The sequence below is a fragment of the Ideonella sp. genome, assembly GCF_035254525.1.
Taxonomy (GTDB): domain Bacteria; phylum Pseudomonadota; class Gammaproteobacteria; order Burkholderiales; family Burkholderiaceae_C; genus Ideonella.
The window spans coordinates 1-21,251 of sequence record NZ_DATFAN010000094.1 but is presented as its reverse complement, the minus strand read 5'-3'; the positions used below and the strand labels follow the sequence as shown (position 1 = coordinate 21,251).

Sequence of the window (21,251 nt, the reverse complement as noted above, 5' to 3'; positions counted from 1 at the left end):
TGCCCGCCGCCGGCCGCATATGCGCCGCCCTCGGGCTCGAACGCGGCCTGCGTATCGGTGACGATCAGGTGGCGCTGGCGCAGCATGTCGGCCAGCACGTGGTCGGGTTCGAGCTTCAGGTGATCGGGCTGCACCTCGAGCTGCACGTGGCGGTTGCCCAAGTGGTAGGCCGCACGCAGCAAATCCAGCGGCGTGCCGTGCTCGGCACAGGCTCGCACTTCGAGCACCGGCTGCGCGGCGGCCTTCACGGCGATCAGGCTGCCGTCCTCGGCCACCAGCACGTCGCCGCCGCGCACCACGGTGCCGCGCGGCAGGAACACGCCCAGTGCGCGCCCCTGGCTGTCGGTCGCGTCGAAGCGGCTCTTCTGCCGCACATCCCAATCGAGTTCCACGGTCGCGGCGCGCTTGAGCAGCGCCGCGGCGAGGCCGCGACCTTGCGGCATGAGTTTGGTGACGTTCAGCATGGCTTGTGCGGCGGTCGAAGGCGGGGATAATAACAAATGTTATAACGCCCCGGAGCCCCGCCATGACCGCCCTGAAACTCACCCAGATCGGCAACTCGGTCGGCGTGATCCTGCCCAAGGAAGTGCTCGCGCGGTTGAAGCTCGAGAAGGGCGATACGGTCTATCTCACCGACGCGGCGAACGGCGTGATGCTCACGCCCTACAGCGCCGAGTTCGAGGCCCAGATGACCGAGGCGCGCCGCATCATGAAGAAGCGGCGCAGCGTCTTGCACGAGCTGGCGAAGTGAGCCCGAGCGTGCCCCCGCAGGGCTGGGTCTGGCTCGATGCCCAGGTGCTCGCCGCGGTCCACGAAGAACAACTGGCCGAACATGGCGGTGCGGCCGGCGTTCGCGATGCCGGCCTTTTCGAATCGGCGCTGGCGAGTGCGCGGAATCTCGCCGCCTACGGCGAGCCCGATGTGGCGGAACTGGCTGCGGCTTACGGGCATGGACTCGCGCGCAACCACCCGTTCATCGATGGCAACAAGCGAACCGCGTTCGTGGCGGCGGAACTGTTCCTCGCGTTGAACCGCCAGGAGCTCATCGCCGACGATGCCGATTGTGTGCTGACCATGCTGGCCGTCGCCGAAGGCTCACTCGACGAGGCCGCCATCGCGGCCTGGATCCGCAGCCGGATGCAGGCCCGCTGACCGGTCACCGCGGTGTCCTGGCCCTGGGGCCAGCGCGTGGTGACGCATGCCCCACCTGCATGCAAGGGCATGGGCCCACGAATGAGTCCGCGTGCGTCAGCATGCGGCAGCGAAAGGGACCGGCCGCATGGACACCTTGCTCGACCCGCTGCTGCTGGCGCGCCTGCAGTTCGCCGCCAACATCACCTTCCACATCCTGTTCCCGTCGATCAGCATCGGCCTGGGCTGGTGGCTGGTGTTCTACCGTGCCCGCTGGCTGGCCACGCGCGACGAGCGCTGGCTGGTCGCATGGCGCTACTGGACCAAGATCTTCGCGCTGACCTTCGCGCTCGGCGTGGTCAGCGGCATCACGATGAGCTTCCAGTTCGGCACCAACTGGCCGGGCTTCATGGAAAAGGCCGGCAACATCGCCGGGCCGCTGCTGGGCTACGAGGTGCTGACGGCCTTCTTCCTCGAAGCCACCTTCCTCGGCGTGATGCTGTTCGGCGCCGAGCGCGTGTCCGAGCGCATGCATTTGGTGGCCACCGTGCTGGTGGCGTTCGGCACCACGCTGAGCGCGTTCTGGATCCTGAGCCTGAACTCCTGGATGCAGACGCCCACCGGCCACGCCATCGTCAATGGCGAATTCCACGTCGACAGCTGGCTCGGCGTGTTGTTCAACCCTTCGTTCCCCTACCGGCTCGTGCACATGCTGCTGGCCTCGGGGCTGACGACCAGCTTCCTGATCGCCGGCGCCACGGCCGTGCGCTACCTGCGCGGCACGGCGAGCCCGGCGGCGGGGCAGGTGCTGCGAGCCGCCGTCGTCGTGGCGGCCGTGCTGATCCCGGTGCAGATCTTCGTCGGCGACCTGCACGGGCTGAACACGCTCGAGCACCAGCCGCAGAAGATCGCTGCGATGGAGGCGCTGTGGCACAGCGAGCGCGGCGCGCCGCTGGTGCTCATGGCCTGGCCCGACCAGCAGGCCAGGGCCAACCGATATTCGATCGAGCTGCCGCGCGGCGCCGCGCTGATCCTCACGCACGACAGCGATGGTGCGCTGCGCGGCCTCGACGAATTCGAAGGCCGGCACCCGCCCGTCGCGCCGCTGTTCTTTGCGTTTCGCATCATGGTCGGCATGGGCCTCGCGATGCTGGCGGTGAGCTGGCTGAGCTGGTGGTGGCTGAAGAGGCTGCAGTGGCAGCCCGAGCGGCTGCCCCGGGCCTGGCTGCAGGTGCTGCGCTGGATGAGCTTCTCGGGCTGGGTGGCCACGGTGGCCGGCTGGTACGTCACCGAGATCGGCCGCCAGCCGTGGATCGTCCAGGGCCTGCTACGCACGGCGGACGTGGCTTCGTCGACGCCGCCCGCGCACATCGCGCTGACGCTCACCGGCTACCTCCTGCTGTACGCCGTGCTGATCGTGGCCTACGTGACGGTGCTGCGCTACATGGGCGAGAAGCCGCTGGTGCCGCCGTCGGCGGCGGTGCAGGGTGGCGCAGGGGCTGCCCAGGAGGGTCGCGCATGAACGCCTCGGAATGGATGCCCGTCGTCTTCATGGGCCTGATGGGGGTGGCGATGCTGACCTACGTGGTGCTCGACGGCTACGACCTCGGCGTCGGCATGCTGATGCACCGGGCAGGCCGCGACGAGCGCGACCTGATGATCGCGTCGATCGGCCCGTTCTGGGATGCCAACGAAACGTGGCTGGTGCTGGGCGTCGGCATCCTGCTGATCGCCTTCCCGAAGGCGCACGGCGTGGTGCTGACCGCGCTGTACCTGCCGGTCGCGCTGATGCTGCTGGGCCTGACGCTGCGCGGGGTGGCCTTCGACTTTCGCGTCAAGGCGCGCGACCAGCACCAGCCGCTGTGGAACCGCGCCTTCATCGCCGGCTCCACGATCACCGCCGTGGCGCAGGGCTGGATGCTCGGGCGCTACATCACCGGTTTTGCCGAAGGCGCGCTGACGCAGGTCTTTGCCGCGCTGATCGCGCTGGCCTTGCCGGCCGCCTACGTGCTGATGGGCGCCTGCTGGCTGGTGATGAAGACCGAAGGGCCGCTGCAGGCCAAGGCGGTGCACTGGGCGCGACTGGCCTGGGCACCGGTGGTGGTGGGCATGGGCCTGATCTCGATCGCGACGCCGCTGGTGAGCCAGACGGTGCGCGAGCGCTGGTTCCGCATGCCCGATTTCATTGCGCTGCTGCCGATCCCGCTCATCACGCTGGTCGCGCTGGTCACGGCGCTGGTCGTGCTGCGCTCGCGCGGCGCCACCGGGCGGCTGGCCTGGCTGCCGTTCGCCGCCATCGTCGGTGTCTTCCTGATGGGCGGCATCGGCCTCGCGTTCAGCCTGTTCCCCTACGTGGTGATGGACCGAATGACGATCTGGCAGGCCGCGAGCGCGCCGAAGTCGCTCGCCTTCATCCTCGTCGGCTGCGCGATCACCGTGCCCGCGATCGCCGGCTACACGGTGTTCTCCTACCGGGTGTTCCGGGGCAAGGTGAGGGCGCTGAGCTACGGCTGAAGTGGTCGGCAGGCGGATGGCCCTTCGAGAAAGGGTGTGATGTTGCGCATCGCCCGCGCGACGTAGTCATCCTTCTCCCCCACCGGTGCGACGTAGTGCACCGCGCTCCTGGCCGCCTCGATGCCCTCCAGGCGGGCGATCACCCAGGCGGCCAGATAGGGCGACGCGAGGCAGCCGCCCGCCGTCGCGATGTTGCCCTTGGCGACGAATGGCTGGTTCAGCACCTCGATGCCGGCCTCCTCGACCCAGGGCTTCGTGATCAGGTCGGTGCACGCGGGCAGCCCATCCAGCAGCCCCAGCTTGGCCAGCACGAGCGCGCCGGAGCACTGCGCGCCCAGCAGTTGCCGGGCAGAGTCGAACTGCAGCTGCGACATCAGGGCCGCGTTGGCGACGACCTCCCGCGTCTGCGCGCCACTGCCGATGATCACCGCATCGGCAGCATTGGCCTCGCGCAAGCTGGCCTGGGCTTCGAGCAACACGCCGTTCATCGACCGGACGCGCGCGCCGGGGCTGGCGATCGACACCCGCCAGCCCGGCTTCTTGACACGGTTGAGGACGCCGAGCGCGATCAGAGAGTCGAGTTCGTTGAAACCATCGAAGGTCAGGATGGCGATGTGCATGGTGATGTCCAGTTGGCGCCAGGTCCGTGGCGAGGTGGCATCGTAGGCAACATGATCAATACAATCAAATAATTGTCATGGATACATTGCCGCATGGCCCATGCCCGGTACAAGACGCTGGTAGACACGCTGGCCGCCGAGATTCGACAGGGCCGGCTGGCGCCGGGCACCCGCCTGCCCACGCACCGTGAGCTCGCCGCCAGGGAAGGCCTGGCCCTCGTCACCGCCACCCGCGTCTATGCAGAGCTCGAGGCCATGGGCCTGGTCAGCGGCGAGACCGGTCGTGGCACCTTCGTCCGGGAGACCTTGCTGCCGCGCGATCTGGGCATCGACCAGCAGGCCGCCGCAGCCGGCATGGTGGATCTGAACTTCAACTATCCGTCATTGCCCGGCCAGGCCGAATTGCTTCGATCGGCGCTGCGACAACTGGCCTCATCCGGTGATCTGGAAGCGCTGTTGCGCTACCAGCCTCACGGCGGCCGCCCCCACGAGCGAGCGATCGTGGCGCGTCACCTGGCGCGCAGGGGCCTGGCGGTCGGCGCGGACCAGGTGGCCATCGTGGGTGGAGCGCAGCATGGGCTGGCGACGGTGGTCATGGCGCTGCTGCAGCCTGGGGACGTGGTCGCCACCGACGCGCTGACCTACCCGGGGTTCAAGGTGCTCGCCGAAGCGCATCGCCTGGAACTCGCGCCGATCCCCGCGGCAGGCCAGGGCCCCGATCTGGACGCGCTGGAGGCCTTGTGCAAACGCCGGCGGGTGCGGGCCGTGTACGCGATGCCGACGCTGCACAACCCGCTGGGGTGGGTGATGGGCGCGAGCCGCCGGCGGCAGCTGGTGGCGACAGCGCGTCGGCATGGGCTGCTCATCATCGAAGATGCGGCCTACGCCTTCCTCGCGGCCGATCCGCCCGCTCCCCTGGCGGCGCTGGCACCGGAGTTGACGGTCTACGTTGGCGGAATCTCGAAAAGTGTGGCGACCGGGCTGCGCGTCGGCTTTGTCGCCGCACCGGCTGCGTGGGGGCCGAAGATCGGACGCGCGATCCGGGCCACCACCTGGAACACGCCCAGCGTGATGACGGCAATCGCCTGCGGATGGCTGGATGACGGCACCGTCGCACGGCTCGAGGCGGAAAAGCGGCAAGACGCGACGACCCGGCAAGCGATCGCCGGCGAAATTCTCACCGGACTTCGACCTGTTCGGCATCCGGCGTCCTACTTCGTCTGGCTCCCGTTGGCAGCAGAGCTTCGTGCCGACCAGGTGGCCATGGCACTCATGTCCGATCGCATTTCGGTGTCGACGGCCGAGCCCTTCGCGACCACCGCCCAGGTGCCCCATGCGCTGCGCCTGGCACTCGGATCCGTCGGGCTGGACGCGCTACGCGACGCCTTGGAGAAGGTCAGGCGCGTGATCGACGATCAATCGTATTGAGGTCGTGCGAGTTCGAGGCATGGGGTCAGGCAATGGCAGCGCCACGGCGCTGCGGGGTGCGGCACCACGCCCGCCGTGGCGCATCCCACGTCCAGCTGCGGAGTCGCACCGCCGTTCAGGCCTTCACTTCGACCACCTGTTCGAAGCCGCCAAAGATCATGCGCTTGCCGTCGAAGGGCATGGGGGGATTGCCGGGTGTGGACGGGTCCATGCGCGGATCTTCAATCATCTTCTTCATGGCGGCGTCGCGCGTGGCCTTGTCGGGCCATTCGACCCACGCAAAGGCCACCGTTTCCTCGGCCGTGGCCTGGACCGCACGGCGGAAATCGGTGACTTTGCCGTCGGGGACATCATCGCCCCATCCCTCGATCACACGGATCGCGCCCAACTCGATGAACAGTGGATCGAAATGACGCGCGTGCTCGATGAACTTCTGCTTGTTGGCGATTGGAACCGCGATCACGAAACCGTCGATGTAGGACATGCCTTCACTCCTGTGGGGTTGACCGGTCGACGCACCCCCCTGAGGGCACGTCGTACCTCGACGACGAACGGAAGCAAGCCGATTCGACATTGTCTGCCCGGTGCGCGGGCGCGCGTCCTGTAGCGGCGCTGGCTCGCCCGAGCACTGCCTTTCGACAACATCCGCTTCGGACTGGCCGGTTCTAGCCATGCGCCTCGCCGCCATGGTCGCCATGGTTCCCGCGCGGCTCGTGGGGTTCGACGCGCCCGCTAGAACAGGAAGTACCGCTGCGCCATCGGCAGCAGCGCCGCCGGCTCGCAGCGCAGCAGCTGCCCGTCGGCGCGCACTTCGTAGGTCTGCGGGTCGATCTGCATCGCCGGGGTGTAGGCGTTGTGGACCATGTCGCGCTTGGTGGCGCTGCGGCAACCCTTCACCGCGGCCAGGCGCTTGTGCAGCCCGTAGCTCTCGGCCACGCCGCCGGCGAGCGCGGCCTGGCTGACGAAGCTCAAGGACCCGCGGGCGAGCGCGCCGCCGAAGGCGCCGAACATCGGCCGCATGTGCACCGGCTGCGGCGTCGGGATGCTGGCGTTCGGGTCGCCCATCGCGGCCAACGCGATGAAGCCGCCCTTGAGGACCAGGCTGGGCTTGACGCCGAAGAAGCCGGGGCGCCAGAAGACGAGGTCGGCCCATTTGCCGACCTCGATCGAGCCCACCTCGTGCGCGATACCGTTGGCGATCGCCGGGTTGATCGTGTACTTGGCGATGTAGCGCTTCGCACGCAGGTTGTCGTTGCGCTCGGAATCACCGTCCAGCGTGCCGCGTTGCGCCTTCATCTTGTGCGCCGTCTGCCAGGTGCGGATGATGACCTCGCCGACGCGGCCCATGGCCTGGCTGTCGGACGACATCATGCTGATCGCGCCCAGGTCGTGCAGCACGTCCTCGGCCGCGATCGTCTCGCGCCGAATGCGGCTCTCGGCGAAGGCCAGGTCCTCGGCGATGGACGCGTCGAGGTGGTGGCACACCATCAGCATGTCCAGGTGCTCGTCCACCGTGTTGACGGTGTAGGGCATCGTCGGGTTGGTCGACGAGGGCAGGAAGTTGGCCTCGCCGACCACCTTCAGGATGTCGGGTGCGTGCCCGCCGCCCGCGCCCTCGGTGTGGAAGGCGCACAGCGTGCGGCCCTTCGTGGCTGCGATGGTGTCCTCGACGAAGCCCGATTCGTTCAGCGTGTCGCTGTGGATCGAGACCTGCGTGTCGGTCTCTTCGGCCACGCTCAGGCAACAGTCGATCGCCGACGGCGTCGTGCCCCAGTCCTCGTGCAGCTTCAGCCCGATCGCGCCGGCCTCGATCTGCTGCCGCAGCGCTTCCGGCCGGCTCGCGTTGCCCTTGCCGAGAAAGCCCAGGTTCATCGGGAAGGCGTCGGCCGCGAGCAGCATGCGCTCGAGGTTCTCGGGGCCGGGCGTGCAGGTGGTCGCGAAGGTGCCGGTGGCCGGGCCGGTGCCGCCGCCGAGCATCGTCGTGACGCCGGACGACAGCGCTTCGTCGATCTGCTGCGGGCAGATGAAATGGATGTGGCTGTCGATGCCGCCGGCGGTGACGATCATCCCCTCGCCGGCGATGATCTCGGTGCCCGGGCCGATGACGATGTCGACGCCGGGCTGCACGTCGGGGTTGCCGGCCTTGCCGATGGCCGCGATGCGCGAGCCCTTCAGGCCGATGTCGGCCTTGACGATGCCCCAGTGGTCGAGGATCAGCGCGTTGGTGATCACGCAGTCCATCGCCTCGCTCGCGCCGGGGCCATTGGGCACCTGGCTCTGGCCCATGCCGTCGCGGATGGTCTTGCCGCCGCCGAACTTGACCTCTTCGCCGTAGCCGCCGGCGCGCAGCGTCAGATCCTGCTCGACCTCGATGACCAGGCCGGTGTCGGCCAGGCGCAGCCGGTCGCCGACGGTGGGGCCGAACATCTCGGCATAGGCGCGTCGCCCGATCTTGCTGGTCATCACAGCGCTCCTTGCACCAGGCCGCGGAAGCCGAACACGGTGCGCGTGCCGGCCAGGTCGACCAGCTCGACGGTGCGCTGCTGGCCCGGCTCGAAGCGCACGGCCGTGCCCGAGGCGATGTTCAGCCGCATGCCGCGGGCGGCGGCGCGGTCGAAGCGCAGGCCGGCGTTGGTCTCGGCGAAGTGGTAGTGCGAGCCGACCTGGATCGGCCGGTCGCTGGCGTTCTCGACCACGAGGGTGATCGTGCGGCGGCCGGGGTTCAGCGCCAGCTCGCCGGGCTCGGTCAACAGTTCTCCAGGGACCATGCCGTGGCCTCCTTCACGCGATCGGTTGGTGCACGGTCACCAGCTTGGTGCCGTCGGGGAAGGTGGCCTCCACCTGGATCTCGGGGACCAGCTCGGCCACGCCGTCCATCACGTCGGCACGGCTCAGCACGGTCTTGCCTTCGCTCATCAGCTCGGCCACGGTCTTGCCGTCGCGCGCGCCTTCCATGATCGCGGCGGTGATCAGCGCGATCGCCTCCGGCACGTTGAGCTTCAGGCCGCGCGCGCGGCGGCGCTCGGCCAGCAGCGCGGCGGTGAAGATCAGCAGCTTGTCTTTTTCGCGGGGGGTCAGGTCCATCGGGTCTCCAGCGGGGGCGCTTCGGGCGGCGCGCGGCGCAGGCGAGTATCCAGCAAGGCGAATGCCAGATAATCCAGGCCGATGCGCAACCGACACTTTTCGCCCCTGCGTGCGGGCCTGGCGTTCTCGGCGGCCGCCGCGCTGACCCTGGCCAGCGGCTGCACGCTGAACCCGCCGTCGAAGCTGAAGGTCTACCAGAACGAAGGCTTCGAATCGAGCGAGGTCTTCTCGCGCCTGTTCGATGCGCCGGTCGACGCCACCTGCGAGGCGGCGCGGCGCGCGCTGCTGAGCCAGGGTTACCTGGTGTCGGTGGTCAAGGGCGATGCGATCAACGGCACCAAGAGCTTTCAGCCCGAGGGCGACGTGCACGTGCAGATCGAGTTCCACGTCGTCTGCGCGTCAGACGGGACGGACGGCAAGCTCGCCACCGCCTATGTCAACGCGCTGCAGGATCGCTACGCGCTGAAGAAGAGCCCGAACTCGGCCAGCGTCGGCCTGGCGGCGATCGGCTCGGTGTCCATCCCGCTGACGGCCAGCGACGATTCGCTGGTCAAGGTGGCCAGCGAGACGATCCCCGCCGGCCCGTTCTATGACCGCTTCTTCGCCCTGATGCAGCGCTACCTGCGCGAGCAGTCGGCCACCGAGTAGCGCAGCGGCGCGCTTGCGCCGGCGCAGCCCCGGGTTCGGCCGGGTCGAACCCGGCCGTGGTTTGTGGTTATCGTCGTGGCATGCCGGACGCAGCCTCCACCGCCGCCCCCCCGCGCCTGGGCCTGATGGGCTGGTTCGTGCTCACCGGCGCGGCCGCGATCGCCGCTTTCAGCGTGGGCATGGCCTGGCTGCTGACCAGCTTCATCGAGAGCCGGCTGCTCGAGCGCGATGCGGTGCTGAGCCGCGATTTCGTGCAGAGCATCGTCAACACGCAGAAGGTGGCCGATGCGTTCAGCAGCCGCGGTGTCGAGTCGCAGCCCGGCTTCACCGAGTTCTTCGCCCACGTGGCGGCCATGCCGGATGTGCTGCGTGCCAACGCCTACACCACCGAGCGCCGGGTGCTGTGGTCCAGCCGCCCGGAAATGATCGGCCGGGCCTTCCCGGCCAACGACGAGCTCGACCGGTCGCTCGCCGGCGAGGTGGTCGTGCACCGCGAAGACGACGACGATGCGGCCAAGGACCCCAAGGCCGAGCACATGCTGCTCGGCGCCCGGCCCTCGGATTTCGTCGAGAACTACCTGCCGGTCTACGGCGAGGCGGGCGAGCGGCCGATCGGCGTCATCGAGCTGTACCGCCGGCCGCTGGCGCTGCTCGAGGCGATCCGCAGCGGCCAGCGCCTGGTCTGGGCCGGTGCCCTGATCGGCGGGCTGTTCCTGTTCGCGAGCCTCGCCTGGTATGTGCGCCGCACCGCTCGGGCGCTGCGCGAGCAGCAGTCGCTGCTGGTCGAAGCCGAGGCGCTGGCGATGGTCGGCGAGATCTCGGCCGCGGTGGCGCACAGCATCCGCAACCCGCTCGGTTCGTTGCGCAGCTCGGCCGAGCTGCAGCGCGAGCTCGGCGCCGATGCGCCGCCCGGGCTCGCCGACGAGGTGATCGCCCAGGCCGACCGCATCGAGCACCTGGTGCGCACGCTGCTGACCTACGCCCGCGGCCCGGCCGAGGCCAGCGGCCAAGCCGACCTGGGCCAGGCGCTGCGCGACGCCGAGGCACGCTTTCGCAGCGAGTTCGCCGGCCAGGGCAAGCCCTTCGAGGCGGCATTGGCGCCCGAGCTGGGCGCGGTGGCGGTCGACCCGGTGCTGCTGGCGCAGATGCTGGCCTCGATGCTCAGCAATGCGGCCGAGGCCACCGGGCCGGGCCAGCGCGTGCGGCTGTCGGCCGCGCGCGACGGCGCGCGGGTGCGCATCGTCGTCGAAGATGCCGGCGCCGGCATCGCCCCGGCACAGCTCGGCGAGGTCACGCGCCCCTTCTTCACCACCAAGCCGCGCGGCCTGGGCCTCGGCCTGGCGCTGGTGCGCCGCGTGGCCGAGCGTCTCGGGGGCGGCCTGCAGGTCGACAGCGCCGGCCCGGGCCTGGGCACCCGCGTCGCGCTGACGCTGCCGCTGCGCGATGGCCGCGCCTCGCGCGAGAACGCCCCAAGCTCGATCCGCCGGACGACATGACCCGCGCCATCCTGATCATCGACGACGAAGAGACGCTCGCGCGCAACCTGGCGCTGTACCTCGAGCGCCAGGGCTGGGAGACGCGGGTCGCCGGCTCGGCCGAGGACGGGCTGGCGCAGTTCAACGAGTTCCGGCCCGATGTCGTGCTGCTGGACCACAACCTGCCCGGCATGACCGGGCTGGAGGCGCTGCAGCGGCTGAAGGCGGCCGACCCGGCGGCCTGCGTGGTGATGATGACCGGCCACGGCGGCATCGACCTCGCGGTCACGGCGATGAAGGCCGGCGCGGCCGACTACCTGACCAAGCCGCTGGGCCTGGCCGAGCTGAAGCTGACGCTCGAGCGGCTGATGAGCCAGGGCCGGCTGGAAACGACGGTGCACTACTACGCCCAGCGCCAGGCCGAGGGCAGCGGCCTGGACAAGATCGTCGGCCGTTCGCCGGCGATGCTGGCGCTGCGCGAGCGCATTGCGACGCTGCTCGAATCGGAGCAGCGCCTGGCCGACAGCGACGCGCCGGCCGTGCTGATCCAGGGCGAGACGGGCACCGGCAAGGAGCTGGTCGCGCGTGCGCTGCATTTTGACGGCCCGCGCCGCGCGGCGCCCTTCGTCGAGTTGAACTGCGGCGCGCTGCCGGCCAACCTGGTCGAGGCCGAGTTGTTCGGCTACGAGCGCGGTGCCTTCACCGATGCCCGCCAGCGCAAGGCCGGCCTGGTCGAGACGGCCGAGGGTGGCACGCTGTTCCTCGACGAGATCGGTGAGGCCGACGCTTCCACCCAGGTCAAGCTGCTGAAGCTGCTGGAGGACAAGCGTTTCCGGCGCCTGGGCGGCCTGCGCGACCAGCGGGTCAACGTGCGCATCGTCAGCGCCAGTCATCGGCCGCTGGAGCAGATGGTCAAGGCCGGCCAGTTCCGCGCCGACCTGTACTACCGGCTGCGCATCGTCGAGCTGAAGGTGCCGCCGCTGCGCGAGCGCGGCAACGACATCCTTGACCTCGCGCGACACTTCCTGCGGCTGCATGGTCACCGCTACCGCAAGGGCGACCTGCACCTGTCGCCGGCCGCGGCCGGCGAGTTGCTGCGCCACAAGTGGCCGGGCAACGTGCGCGAGCTGCGCAACGCGATGGAGCAGGTCGCGCTGCTGGTGCAGGGCGAGGAGGTTGGTGTGCGCGACCTGGGGCTGGCGATCGCCGGGCTCGAGGCCGTGGCCGACGAGCCGGCCGGCGCCGAGGCGGCCGGCACGGGCGACCTGAACCTCGAGCGTGCCGAGCGCCGCTTGATCGAGCGCGCGCTGGAGCGCACCGCCGGCAACGTGACCCAGGCCGCGCGGCTGCTCGGCATCAGCCGCGACACGCTGCGCTACCGGCTCGAGCGCTTGGGCCTGCGCACGGCCGATGGCGCCGAGGCCGACCCGCGCGGCGACGGCGAGCGGCGGCACTGAGCGATCTGCCCCACCAGGTGGTGGGGGATTTGGCCCGCTCGCCGGGGCCGACCACGCGCCGCGGGCGTCGACGGCTCTTCGTGCCGGGCCGCCAAGGCGAAATGCGCCTTTGAAATCAATGTCTTGCATTCGCTCGTTGCGTAATGGGCCGTTTGCACATTTCTTGGCACAGGGCTTGCGCCAGTGGGTATGCAACGAGCGGTGCCGCGCTCGAAGCAACCACCCTCACGAACCCTTCAACCGACCGGAGATACGCGATGAACAAGACCCTGACCCTCGTGGGTGCCTTCGCTGCCCTGTGCCTGGTGACACTCGACGCGAGCGCCACGCTGGTTGTGAAATGCGAGACCCGCACCGACCGCTCGCGCGCCTCGGTGGACGGCAGCAACCTCGTGCCGGGCATGTACTCGGCCCGGCTGAGCTCGGGGGCCAACACGGCCCAGAGCCCGCTGGCGCAGACCGTGGGCGACGAGGTCGCGTTCGACTTCGACAGCAACAAGCGCGACATCAAGAAGGGCGCGACGCCGATCGCGAAGAACTTCATCGTCGGCGGCCAGGCCACGGGCACGCTGCTGGATGCCAACGGCGCCGTGGTGAAGAGCAAGACGGTGAACTGCCGCGCGCGCTGAGCCCTGTGCTCCGGGACGGCGGCCGCGGCCGCCGATTCGGTTGGCCGCGGTCCCGTGCCGGGGACCGCGGCCCTTTCACATCCGGGCGCGCTGGACGAGGTGGTCCACCAGCAGCCGCGCCGCGGCCGTCAGCGTCGCGTGTTGGCGCAGGCAGATCACGAAACGCCGCCGGGCCCAGGGCTCGGCCAGCGGCACGAAATGCAGGCCAAAGGCCTGCATGTGCGGCTCGATGGCCTGCTTCGGCAGGATCGCCACCCCCATGCGCGCCGCGACGATGCGGCAGGCCGCGTCGAGCGTCGACACCTGGATGCGCGGGCTCCAGGTTCGCCCGGCGCGAGCGGCATGGCGGCGCAACATCGTCTCCATGATGCTGCCGGGCGCAACGCCGACCATCTCGAGATCGAGCGCTTCAGGCAGGCGCAGCCCGCGGCGCCGGGCCAGCGGGTTGTCGGCGTGTACGACCAGGCCGACGGCGTCCTCGCGGTAGGGCAGCGTGGCCAGGCCCTGCATGTCGCCGGCATCCCACAACACGCCGAAGTCGGCCGCACCCTCGCGCACCTGGCGCACGATCTCGGCGCTGACGCGCTCCTCGATGCTGACCCGCACCGACTGGTAGCGCGCGAGGAAACCCGCCAGGTCGTCCGGCAACTGCTCGGAGAGCACCGAGATGCTGGCCAGCACCCGCACGCTGCCCTGCACGCCGCTGGCGAACTCGCTCAGCTCGGCATGCAGCCGCTCCAGCCCGCCGAGCACGGCGCGGGCCTGGCGCAGCAGCGCCTGGCCGGCGGCGGTCAGGGTCACGCCGCGCCGGCCGCGCTGGATCAGCTGCACGCCGGCTTCCTCTTCCATCGCCGCGATGCGCTTGCTGATCGCCGAGGGCACGATGGCCTCGCGCTCGGCGGCGCGGGCGATGTTGCCTTCCTCGCAGACGGCGACGAACAGACGCAGTGTGGTCGGGTCGGCGTTGTGCAGCATGGGGGCTCCGGTTCAGACATTCCGAATCGGAACGATACTGCTTCCAAGAAACCTCTTCAGAGGCGAACGGGAATCCATAGACTGCGCCCCATCACAGCCCTGGAGACCCGCATGTCCATCGTCCCGCGCCCAGAGTTCCCCGAGCACGCGGTGGTGCGCGAGGTCGGCCTGCGCGACGGTCTGCAGAGCATCGCGACCATCGTGTCGACGGCGCGCAAGATCGACTGGCTGCGCGACGCCCACGCCGCCGGCCTGCGCGAGATCGAGGTGGGCTCCTTCGTGCCGGCGCGGCTGCTGCCGCAACTGGCCGACACCGCCGCCGTGCTGGCCTTCGCGAAGACGCTGCCCGGCCTTCGCGCCTCGGTGCTGGTGCCGAACCTGAGGGGCGCCCACGGCGCGCTCGAGGCCGGCGCCGACCTGCTGATCCTGCCGCTGTCGGCCAGCCACGCCCACAGCCTGGCCAACCTGCGCAAGACGCCCGACGAGGTGGTGGCCGAGATGGGCCGCATCCGTGCGGCGCGCGATGCCTCGGGGGCGAAGACGATCCTCGAAGGCGGGGTCGGCACAGCCTTTGGCTGCACACTGCAAGGTGAGGTGAAGCCGGCCGAGGTGCTGCGCCTGATGCAGGCCCTGCTCGATGCCGGCGCCGACCGCGTGAGCCTGGCCGACACCGTCGGCTACGCCAACCCGCGCGCCGTGCGCGGGCTGTTCGAACAGGCGCTGCGCATCGCCGGCGATCGCTTCTGGTGCGGCCACTTCCACGACACCCGCGGCCTCGCGCTGGCCAACGCCTACGCTGCGCTCGAGCTGGGCGTGGCGCGGTTCGATGCTTCGCTGGCCGGCATCGGCGGCTGCCCGCACGCGCCCGGCGCGAGCGGCAACGCCGCCACCGAAGACCTGGTGTTCATGCTGCAGAGCATGGGCATCGCGACCGGCATCGACCTGCCCGAGCTGCTCGCGCTGCGTGCCCGGGTGGCCGACTGGCTGGCCGGCGAGCCGCTGCACGGCACGCTGTGGCGCGCCGGCCTGCCCAAGACCCTGGCCGCGGCCGTGGCCGCCTGACCGAGCACTGAACGATGAACGACACCCCCACTTCCACCGGCCGCCGCCTGCCGCTCGAAGGCATCCGCGTGATCGAGTTCAGCCACATGGTCATGGGCCCAACCTGCGGCCTCATTCTGGCTGATCTCGGCGCCGAGGTGATCAAGATCGAGCCGCCGGGGGGCGACAAGACGCGCCGCATGTCCGGCGTGGGGCTGGGCTTCTTCCGCAGCTTCAACCGCAACAAGAAGAGCGTGGTGCTGGACCTGCAAAGCCCCGAGGGCCTGGCCAGCGCGAAGGCGCTGATCGGCCAGGCCGACGTGGTGATCGAGAACTTCCGCCCCGGGCTGATGGCGAAGATGGGCCTGGACCACGCGACGCTCGCCAGGGACCACCCGGCGCTGGTCTACGTGTCGCTCAAGGGTTTCCTGCCCGGCCCCTACGAGAACCGGCTGGCGCTCGACGAGGTCGTGCAGATGATGGCGGGCTTGTCGTACATGACCGGCCCCGAGGGCCGGCCGACGCGGGCCGGCGCCAGCGTCAACGACATCATGGGCGGCATGTTCGGCGCGATCGGCGTGCTGGCCGCGCTTTGGGAGCGCCAGCGTACCGGTCGCGGGCAGGAGGTGCAGAGCGGGCTGTTCGAGAACTGCAGCTTCCTCGTCGGCACCCACCTGCAGCAGTACTTGATGAGCGGCGAGGCGCCCAAGCCCATGCCCAGCCGCTCGTCGCCCTGGTCGGTCTACGACGTGTTCACGCTCGCCGACGGCCAGCTTTTCATCGCCGCGGTGAGCGACAAGAGCTGGCGCGTGCTGTGCGAGGTACTCGAGAGGCCGGATCTGCTGGCCGACCCGGCACTGGCGACGAACGATCAGCGGGTCGCGATTCGCCCCCGACTGCTCGCCCGGCTGGGCGAGATCCTGCAGGGCCACCACGTGGCCGAGCTGTCGGCGCGACTCGAGGCCGCCGGCCTGCCGTATGCGCCGATCGCGCGGCCGGACCAGCTCGCCACCGACGCCCACCTGCTGCAAAGCGGCGCGCTGGTGCCCATCGAGGCTGAAGACGGCAGCACGACGCAGACCATGCTGCTGCCTTTCACCCTCGATGGCCGCCGCCCCGGCGTACAGCGACCGCTGCCGCGCGTGGGCGAGCACACCGGCGAGGTGCTGGCCCGCCTCGGCGCCTGAACCGCATCGCCTCGACAACATCGGAGACAAGACCATGACCGTCCGCTTCACCCGCCGTTCGGCACTCGCGCTCGCAGCCACCGTGCTGTGGCCCTTGCGCGCCGCTGCCCAGGCGCAGGACAAGCCCCTGCGCCTGATCCTGCCGGTCGGCCCGGGCTCGGGCGTGGACACGATCGCCCGCGCCGCGCAGCCGGCCTTGTCCAAGGCCTTGGGGGGGCAACCGATCGTGATCGAGAACCTGCCCGGTGCCGGCGGCATCACCGGCACCTCGGCCCTGGTCAAGTCGGCCCCCGACGGGCTGACGATCGGCCTGGTCTCGAACAACCACGTGATCAACCCCAGCGTCTACAAGAAGATGCCCTTCAACGCGCTGGACGACATCACGCCGATCAGCGTGATGGGCACGACGCCGATGGTGCTGGTCGTCAACCCGGGCAAGGTGCCGGCCAGGACGGCCAAGGAGCTGGTCGCCTACCTGAAGGCCAGGCCGGATACCTGCAATTACGCCTCGTCGGGCAACGGCACCATCCTGCACCTCGCGGCGGAGATGTTCGTCGATGCCGGCGGCGTCCAGGTCAAGCACATCCCCTACAAGGGCGTCGGCCCGATGGTGGCCGACCTGATCGGCGGCCAGGTCGAGTTGGGCGTGCTCGCGTTGCCGGCGGCGCAGGGCCACCTGAAGAGCGGCGCGCTGCGCGCGATCGGCGTGATGGGCGCCAAGCGCACACCCGCCGCGCCGGAGCTGCCGACGATCGCCGAACAGGGGTTGCCGAGCGTGGATGTCGAGGGCTGGTTCGCCGTCGTCGGCCCGGCCAGGTTGCCGCCGGCCGAGATCAAGCGCATCCACGACGCCTTCGCGGCCGCCTTCGCGTCGCCCGAGGTCAGGGAGGCGATGGCCCGGCAGGGAAACGACATCCACCCCAGCACGCCGGAGGCCGCGGCCGCCTATTTCCGCAGCGAGCTGGCCAAGTACGCGGCGCTGGTGCAGAAGGCCGGGGTCACGCTCGACTGACTTGGCAGTGCCGGAATTAAACAGTACACTGACGATTCACCTGCCACCCGCGCACCGTCGCCCCTGCCATGACCACAACGGTCTATCAGCTCGTCATCGGCGACCATCTCGCGCGCAGTGTGCGCGGCGTACCCTGTGCTCCGCCGTGTGCGGCCATTGAAAGCATCTACTTCAATGACCGTGACATTCCCAAGGAGCACACACATGGCCGATCTGTTTGACAACCCCATGGGCCTGATGGGGTTCGAGTTCGTCGAATTCGCCTCGCCCACCCCCCACCTGCTGGAGCCGCTGTTCGAGAAGCTGGGCTTCACGCTGGTCGCCAAGCACCGCTCGAAGAACGTGCTGCTGTACCGCCAGGGCGAGATCAACTTCATCGTCAACAACGAGCCCAAGAGCCTGGCGGCGTACTTCGCCGCCGAGCACGGCCCCTCGGCCTGCGGCATGGCCTTTCGGGTGAAGGATTCGCACAAGGCCTACGCCCGGGCGCTCGAGTTGGGCGCGCAGCCGGTCGAGATCCCGACCGGGCCGATGGAGCTGCGGCTGCCCGCGATCAAGGGCATCGGCGGTGCACCGCTGTACCTGATCGACCGCTACGAAGACGGCAAGAGCATCTACGACATCGATTTCGAATTCGTCGAGGGCGTCGATCGCCATCCGAAGGGCCATGGCCTGAGGCTGATCGACCACCTGACGCACAACGTCTACCGCGGGCGCATGGCCTTCTGGGCGGGGTTCTACGAGAAGCTGTTCAACTTCCGCGAGATCCGCTACTTCGACATCCAGGGCGAATACACGGGGCTGACCAGCAAGGCGATGACCGCGCCGGACGGCAGGATCCGCATCCCGCTGAACGAGGAGTCCAAGAAGGGCTCCGGCCAGATCGAGGAGTTCCTGATGCAGTTCAACGGCGAGGGCATCCAGCACGTGGCGCTGCTCACCGATGACCTGAAGGCCACGATCGACCAGCTGGCGATGGCCGGCATCCCGCTAATGACGGCGCCGAACGACGTGTACTACGAGATGCTCGCCGAGCGCCTGCCGGGCCATGGCGAGGAGGTGTCCGAGCTGAAGACGCGCGGCATCCTGCTCGACGGCTCCACCCAGGGTGGCACGTCGCGCCTGCTGCTGCAGATCTTCTCGCAGACCCTGCTCGGCCCGGTGTTCTTCGAATTCATCCAGCGCAAGGGCGACGACGGCTTCGGCGAGGGCAACTTCAAGGCCTTGTTCGAATCGATGGAGCGCGACCAACTGCGCCGCGGCGTGCTGCAGACGGCCTGAGGAATCGCACGATGAAGATTGAACGCATCCACCACGTCGCGTACCGCTGCAGGGACGCGAAAGAGACGGTGCTCTGGTACCAGAAGATGCTGAAGATGGACTTCGTGCTGGCGATCGCCGAAGACCACGTGCCATCGACCAAGGCGCCGGATCCGTACATGCACGTCTTCCTCGACGCCGGCATGGGCAACGTGCTGGCCTTCTTCGAGCTGCCCACGCAGCCGCCGATGGGCCGCGACCCGAACACGCCCGAGTGGGTGCAGCACATCGCCTTCCGCGTCAAGGACCGGGCCGAGCTGCTCGAGTTCAAGGCCCACCTCGAGGCCAACGGCGTCGAGGTGCTGGGCGTCACCGACCACGGCATCTTCCACTCGATCTACTTCTTCGACCCCAACGGCCACCGCGTCGAGCTGGCCTGCCCGGATCCGGCCGAGCAAGCCCAGCTCGAAGCTCTGGACAAGGTCAAGTGGGAGATGCTGGAAGAGTGGTCCAAGACCCGCCGCGCGCCCAAGCACGCCGCCTTCTTGCACGCGAAGGAGTTCGAGGGGCTGAAGGCGTGATCGGGGGGGACGAAAGCCTCGACCCGGCGCTGCGAAGCTGGGTCGCGTCGGCCAACGACGCGACCACCGACTTCCCGATCCAGAACCTGCCGTTCGGGCGCTTTCGCGTCGGGGCGGAGGGCGACTGGCGCCTCGGCGTCGCGATCGGCGACCAGATCCTCGACCTGCAGGCCGCCGGACTCGTCGACCAGGCGGACATGAGCGCGCTGATGGCGCAGGGCAAGGCGGCTCGCCGCGCCCTGCGCGATGCGCTGTCGCAGGGCCTGCGCGCCGGCTCGCCGAACGAGGCGGCGTGGAGCGGCGCGCTGGTTGCGCAGTCGGCCGTCACGATGGGCGTGCCCTGCGCCATCGGCGACTACACCGACTTCTACACGAGCATCCACCACGCCACCACGGTGGGCAAGCAGTTCCGCCCCGACAACCCGCTGCTGCCGAACTACAAGTGGGTGCCGATCGGCTACCACGGGCGCGCGTCGACCATCGGCGTCAGCGGCCAGGCCTTCCCGCGCCCCTGGGGCCAGACGCGCCCCGCGACGGCGCCGGAAGGCAGCCCGCCGAACTTCGGCCCCAGCCGCCGGCTCGACTACGAGCTGGAGCTCGGTATCTTCATCGCCCGGCCGAACGCGCCCGGCGAGCCGATCTCGATGGCCGAGGCCGAAGACCATGTGTTCGGCCTGACGCTGTTCAACGACTGGAGCGCGCGCGACATCCAGGGCTGGGAGTACCAGCCGCTCGGCCCCTTCCTGGCGAAGAACTTCGCCAGCACGGTGTCGCCGTGGATGGTCACGCTGGACGCGCTGGCGCCGTTCCGCCAGCCGTTCCACCGGCCCGCGGGCGACCCGGCGCCGCTGCCGTACCTGGATTCGGCGGCGAACCGCGAGCAGGGCGCGATCGACATCCAGCTCGAGGTCTGGCTGCAGACGGCCAGGATGCGCGAAGCCGGCCACGCCGGCGACTGCCTCTCGCGCTCGAACTACGCCGACGCCTACTGGACGGTGGCCCAGCTCGTGACGCACCACACTGTCAACGGCTGCCTGCTGCAGACGGGCGACCTGTTCGGCACCGGCACGCTGTCGGGCCCGTCGCCCGAGCAGGGTGGCTCGCTGCTCGAGCTGTCGGGCGGCGGCAAGCAACCGCTCACCTTGAGCAACGGCGAGCAGCGCAGCTTCCTCGAAGACGGCGACACGGTCATCCTCAAGGCCTTCTGCGAGCGCGCGGGAGCGCGCCGCATCGGCTTCGGCGAATGCCGCGGCACCGTACTGCCCGCCCGGCCGATGCCGGGCGCCTGATCAGCGCAGCGTCTCTTTCAGCTCGCGGCCGGCGGCGCGCATCGCGCGCGTCGTCGCCTTCTCGTAGGCGGCCACGGCCTGCTCGCGCAACTCGACCGCCTTGGCCAGGGCCGCCTGGAAGCGCTCCGGCGTGTAGGTGTTCTCGGTGCCGATGTAGACGTTGACCCGGCGCGCCGGCTGGCCGTAACGCGGCAACAGCACGGCCAGGCTGCAATCGCGCACCCGGCCGCCTCGGCGCTGCCGCACGATCGGGCCCGAGATGCCGACCGGCAGGTCGCTCGTCTTGTTGTGGTTGGGTTTTTGCTGCAGGCGCGATGGCGCCGGCAGCTTGGCAATGCGGCGGATCAGCTCTTTGGTGGCTGACTCCAGCGAAGCGCTGGCGCCGCTGCCGTCATTGGTGTGATCCGAGAACAGTTTGGTACCACCGTAGCGCAATTGCCATCCGTGCGTGGCCAGATGGTCGATGCGCTGGATGTTCTGCGGCACGGTGAACTTGTCACCGCTGAAGATCACCACGTCACGATATTTCATTGAGATCCCTCGATACAGCATGAGAATCCCCCCCGGAACCTTATCAGTGTAGCGGACCTAACAATCCACTGGGGAGGAGGATATGACATTTGGCAAGGACAGCGCAGCCCCCTAACCTGACCCCGCCAGGGGGCAAACGCCGTGCCCGGTGCGGGGCGTCCCCATCACCGACAATCGAGGGCTCGGGCCGGCGACGGCCCGTTTTCTATGTGACCCAACGTGATGTTCGTGTGGAGGGCCCCGTGGCCTTGTTGATGTTCAAGAATCTGGTGGTCTACCGTGTCAGCGCAACGGCCGGTGAGCCCTGGGAGGCGACCTTGGCCGACGTCGAGGCGGGGCTGGCCAAGGCGCGCTTCCTGCCCTGCGCGGCCACGCAGCCGGTGTCGGCC

Annotated in this window: 23 protein-coding genes; 15 read left to right on the top strand and 8 right to left on the bottom strand. The window is 69.4% G+C overall.

The features are described from left to right. A partial coding sequence (gene ureE / locus VJ693_RS09015) for an urease accessory protein UreE (RefSeq protein ID WP_324153416.1) occupies positions 1–464 on the bottom strand: 464 nt, incomplete at its 3' end. 62 nt (positions 465–526) lie between these two features. On the opposite strand from ureE, the gene VJ693_RS09010 reads away from it, so the two are divergent. From VJ693_RS09010 to VJ693_RS08995, 4 genes are all read left to right on the top strand, one after another. Continuing rightward, on the top strand, positions 527–751 hold the full coding sequence (locus tag VJ693_RS09010) for an AbrB/MazE/SpoVT family DNA-binding domain-containing protein (protein ID WP_324153414.1): 225 nt from the start codon (positions 527–529) through the stop codon (positions 749–751). Then, entirely contained in the window at positions 748–1,152 is a 405-nt protein-coding gene (locus VJ693_RS09005) for a type II toxin-antitoxin system death-on-curing family toxin (protein ID WP_324153413.1), read from the top strand. The genes VJ693_RS09010 and VJ693_RS09005 overlap by 4 nt, the downstream gene beginning before the upstream one ends. Positions 1,153–1,279: 127 nt before the next feature. Then, complete coding sequence (locus tag VJ693_RS09000; RefSeq protein WP_324153411.1) at positions 1,280–2,653, top strand: cytochrome ubiquinol oxidase subunit I; 1,374 nt, start codon at positions 1,280–1,282, stop codon at positions 2,651–2,653. Then, complete coding sequence (locus VJ693_RS08995; RefSeq protein ID WP_324153410.1) at positions 2,650–3,645, top strand: cytochrome d ubiquinol oxidase subunit II; 996 nt, start codon at positions 2,650–2,652, stop codon at positions 3,643–3,645. The genes VJ693_RS09000 and VJ693_RS08995 overlap by 4 nt, the downstream gene beginning before the upstream one ends. On the opposite strand, the gene VJ693_RS08990 is transcribed toward VJ693_RS08995, so the two are convergent. Next, on the bottom strand, positions 3,636–4,265 hold the full coding sequence (locus VJ693_RS08990) for a DJ-1/PfpI family protein (RefSeq protein ID WP_324153409.1): 630 nt from the start codon (positions 4,263–4,265) through the stop codon (positions 3,636–3,638). The genes VJ693_RS08995 and VJ693_RS08990 overlap by 10 nt on opposite strands. A 93-nt stretch (positions 4,266–4,358) precedes the next feature. Here VJ693_RS08990 and VJ693_RS08985 point away from each other — a divergent pair, with 93 nt between their 5' ends. After that, complete coding sequence (locus VJ693_RS08985; protein ID WP_324153407.1) at positions 4,359–5,693, top strand: PLP-dependent aminotransferase family protein; 1,335 nt, start codon at positions 4,359–4,361, stop codon at positions 5,691–5,693. Positions 5,694–5,808: 115 nt separating this feature from the next. On the opposite strand, the gene VJ693_RS08980 is transcribed toward VJ693_RS08985, so the two are convergent. The 4 genes from VJ693_RS08980 to VJ693_RS08965 form a co-directional block, all read right to left on the bottom strand. Continuing rightward, entirely contained in the window at positions 5,809–6,177 is a 369-nt protein-coding gene (locus VJ693_RS08980) for a DUF1428 domain-containing protein (RefSeq protein WP_324153405.1), read from the bottom strand. A gap of 248 nt (positions 6,178–6,425) precedes the next feature. Beyond that, positions 6,426–8,156: an urease subunit alpha gene (gene ureC, locus VJ693_RS08975; RefSeq protein ID WP_324153403.1), complete on the bottom strand. Its 1,731-nt coding sequence runs from the start codon at positions 8,154–8,156 to the stop codon at positions 6,426–6,428. Beyond that, positions 8,156–8,461: an urease subunit beta gene (locus VJ693_RS08970; protein WP_324153402.1), complete on the bottom strand. Its 306-nt coding sequence runs from the start codon at positions 8,459–8,461 to the stop codon at positions 8,156–8,158. The genes ureC and VJ693_RS08970 overlap by 1 nt, the downstream gene beginning before the upstream one ends. Before the next feature lie 13 nt (positions 8,462–8,474). After that, positions 8,475–8,777, bottom strand: coding sequence for an urease subunit gamma (locus VJ693_RS08965; RefSeq protein WP_324153401.1), 303 nt, complete (start codon positions 8,775–8,777; stop codon positions 8,475–8,477). An 81-nt stretch (positions 8,778–8,858) separates the two neighbouring features. Between VJ693_RS08965 and VJ693_RS08960 the strand changes: the two genes are divergently transcribed. The 4 genes from VJ693_RS08960 (at position 8,859) to VJ693_RS08945 (ending at position 12,986) form a co-directional block, all read left to right on the top strand. Then, entirely contained in the window at positions 8,859–9,425 is a 567-nt protein-coding gene (locus tag VJ693_RS08960) for a DUF2242 domain-containing protein (RefSeq protein ID WP_324153399.1), read from the top strand. 80 nt (positions 9,426–9,505) lie between these two features. Then, positions 9,506–10,921, top strand: a complete 1,416-nt coding sequence (locus VJ693_RS08955; RefSeq protein WP_324153398.1) for a HAMP domain-containing sensor histidine kinase — start codon at positions 9,506–9,508, stop codon at positions 10,919–10,921. Continuing rightward, the gene (locus tag VJ693_RS08950; protein ID WP_324153396.1) at positions 10,918–12,357 is read left to right on the top strand and encodes a sigma-54 dependent transcriptional regulator; all 1,440 of its coding nucleotides are present in this window, start codon (positions 10,918–10,920) and stop codon (positions 12,355–12,357) included. Before VJ693_RS08955 ends, VJ693_RS08950 begins: the two co-directional genes overlap by 4 nt. Before the next feature lie 257 nt (positions 12,358–12,614). Continuing rightward, a complete protein-coding gene (locus tag VJ693_RS08945) occupies positions 12,615–12,986 on the top strand; it encodes a hypothetical protein (protein WP_324153395.1) in 372 nt (123 codons plus the stop codon). Positions 12,987–13,061: 75 nt separating this feature from the next. Here VJ693_RS08945 and VJ693_RS08940 read toward each other — a convergent pair whose 3' ends face one another. Further along, positions 13,062–13,961 (bottom strand): LysR family transcriptional regulator, encoded by a 900-nt coding sequence (locus VJ693_RS08940; RefSeq protein ID WP_324153394.1) that lies wholly within the window; start codon positions 13,959–13,961, stop codon positions 13,062–13,064. Positions 13,962–14,072: 111 nt separating this feature from the next. Between VJ693_RS08940 and VJ693_RS08935 the strand changes: the two genes are divergently transcribed. The 6 genes from VJ693_RS08935 (at position 14,073) to fahA (ending at position 20,331) form a co-directional block, all read left to right on the top strand. Continuing rightward, on the top strand, positions 14,073–15,023 hold the full coding sequence (locus VJ693_RS08935) for a hydroxymethylglutaryl-CoA lyase (protein WP_324153392.1): 951 nt from the start codon (positions 14,073–14,075) through the stop codon (positions 15,021–15,023). Positions 15,024–15,037: 14 nt separating this feature from the next. Then, a complete protein-coding gene (locus VJ693_RS08930; RefSeq protein WP_324153391.1) occupies positions 15,038–16,189 on the top strand; it encodes a CoA transferase in 1,152 nt (383 codons plus the stop codon). Positions 16,190–16,223: 34 nt separating this feature from the next. After that, complete coding sequence (locus VJ693_RS08925) at positions 16,224–17,201, top strand: tripartite tricarboxylate transporter substrate binding protein (protein ID WP_324153389.1); 978 nt, start codon at positions 16,224–16,226, stop codon at positions 17,199–17,201. Between the two features lie 204 nt (positions 17,202–17,405). Next, the gene (hppD, locus tag VJ693_RS08920; protein WP_324153388.1) at positions 17,406–18,482 is read left to right on the top strand and encodes a 4-hydroxyphenylpyruvate dioxygenase; all 1,077 of its coding nucleotides are present in this window, start codon (positions 17,406–17,408) and stop codon (positions 18,480–18,482) included. An 11-nt stretch (positions 18,483–18,493) separates the two neighbouring features. Beyond that, positions 18,494–19,042 (top strand): VOC family protein, encoded by a 549-nt coding sequence (locus tag VJ693_RS08915; RefSeq protein WP_324153386.1) that lies wholly within the window; start codon positions 18,494–18,496, stop codon positions 19,040–19,042. Further along, a complete protein-coding gene (gene fahA, locus VJ693_RS08910) occupies positions 19,042–20,331 on the top strand; it encodes a fumarylacetoacetase (protein WP_414652246.1) in 1,290 nt (429 codons plus the stop codon). The genes VJ693_RS08915 and fahA overlap by 1 nt, the downstream gene beginning before the upstream one ends. Here fahA and VJ693_RS08905 read toward each other — a convergent pair whose 3' ends face one another. Beyond that, positions 20,332–20,862, bottom strand: coding sequence for a hypothetical protein (locus VJ693_RS08905; protein WP_324153383.1), 531 nt, complete (start codon positions 20,860–20,862; stop codon positions 20,332–20,334). Positions 20,863–21,251 lie beyond the last annotated feature (389 nt).

Bases quoted from the DNA above. Each gene is read 5' to 3' on its own strand.
- VJ693_RS08990 (WP_324153409.1), bottom strand. From the start codon at position 4,265: ATGCACATCGCCATCCTGACCTTCGATGGTTTCAACGAACTCGACTCT.
- VJ693_RS08960 (WP_324153399.1), top strand. From the start codon at position 8,859: ATGCGCAACCGACACTTTTCGCCCCTGCGTGCGGGCCTGGCGTTCTCG.
- ureC (WP_324153403.1), bottom strand. From the start codon at position 8,156: ATGACCAGCAAGATCGGGCGACGCGCCTATGCCGAGATGTTCGGCCCC.
- VJ693_RS08930 (WP_324153391.1), top strand. From the start codon at position 15,038: ATGAACGACACCCCCACTTCCACCGGCCGCCGCCTGCCGCTCGAAGGC.
- VJ693_RS08915 (WP_324153386.1), top strand. From the start codon at position 18,494: ATGAAGATTGAACGCATCCACCACGTCGCGTACCGCTGCAGGGACGCG.
- VJ693_RS08905 (WP_324153383.1), bottom strand. From the start codon at position 20,862: ATGAAATATCGTGACGTGGTGATCTTCAGCGGTGACAAGTTCACCGTG.
- VJ693_RS08935 (WP_324153392.1), top strand. From the start codon at position 14,073: ATGTCCATCGTCCCGCGCCCAGAGTTCCCCGAGCACGCGGTGGTGCGC.
- VJ693_RS08965 (WP_324153401.1), bottom strand. From the start codon at position 8,777: ATGGACCTGACCCCCCGCGAAAAAGACAAGCTGCTGATCTTCACCGCC.
- VJ693_RS08955 (WP_324153398.1), top strand. From the start codon at position 9,506: ATGCCGGACGCAGCCTCCACCGCCGCCCCCCCGCGCCTGGGCCTGATG.
- hppD (WP_324153388.1), top strand. From the start codon at position 17,406: ATGGCCGATCTGTTTGACAACCCCATGGGCCTGATGGGGTTCGAGTTC.
- VJ693_RS08925 (WP_324153389.1), top strand. From the start codon at position 16,224: ATGACCGTCCGCTTCACCCGCCGTTCGGCACTCGCGCTCGCAGCCACC.
- VJ693_RS08950 (WP_324153396.1), top strand. From the start codon at position 10,918: ATGACCCGCGCCATCCTGATCATCGACGACGAAGAGACGCTCGCGCGC.
- VJ693_RS08980 (WP_324153405.1), bottom strand. From the start codon at position 6,177: ATGTCCTACATCGACGGTTTCGTGATCGCGGTTCCAATCGCCAACAAG.
- VJ693_RS09010 (WP_324153414.1), top strand. From the start codon at position 527: ATGACCGCCCTGAAACTCACCCAGATCGGCAACTCGGTCGGCGTGATC.
- VJ693_RS08945 (WP_324153395.1), top strand. From the start codon at position 12,615: ATGAACAAGACCCTGACCCTCGTGGGTGCCTTCGCTGCCCTGTGCCTG.
- VJ693_RS08985 (WP_324153407.1), top strand. From the start codon at position 4,359: ATGGCCCATGCCCGGTACAAGACGCTGGTAGACACGCTGGCCGCCGAG.
- VJ693_RS09000 (WP_324153411.1), top strand. From the start codon at position 1,280: ATGGACACCTTGCTCGACCCGCTGCTGCTGGCGCGCCTGCAGTTCGCC.
- VJ693_RS08995 (WP_324153410.1), top strand. From the start codon at position 2,650: ATGAACGCCTCGGAATGGATGCCCGTCGTCTTCATGGGCCTGATGGGG.
- VJ693_RS08970 (WP_324153402.1), bottom strand. From the start codon at position 8,461: ATGGTCCCTGGAGAACTGTTGACCGAGCCCGGCGAGCTGGCGCTGAAC.
- VJ693_RS08940 (WP_324153394.1), bottom strand. From the start codon at position 13,961: ATGCTGCACAACGCCGACCCGACCACACTGCGTCTGTTCGTCGCCGTC.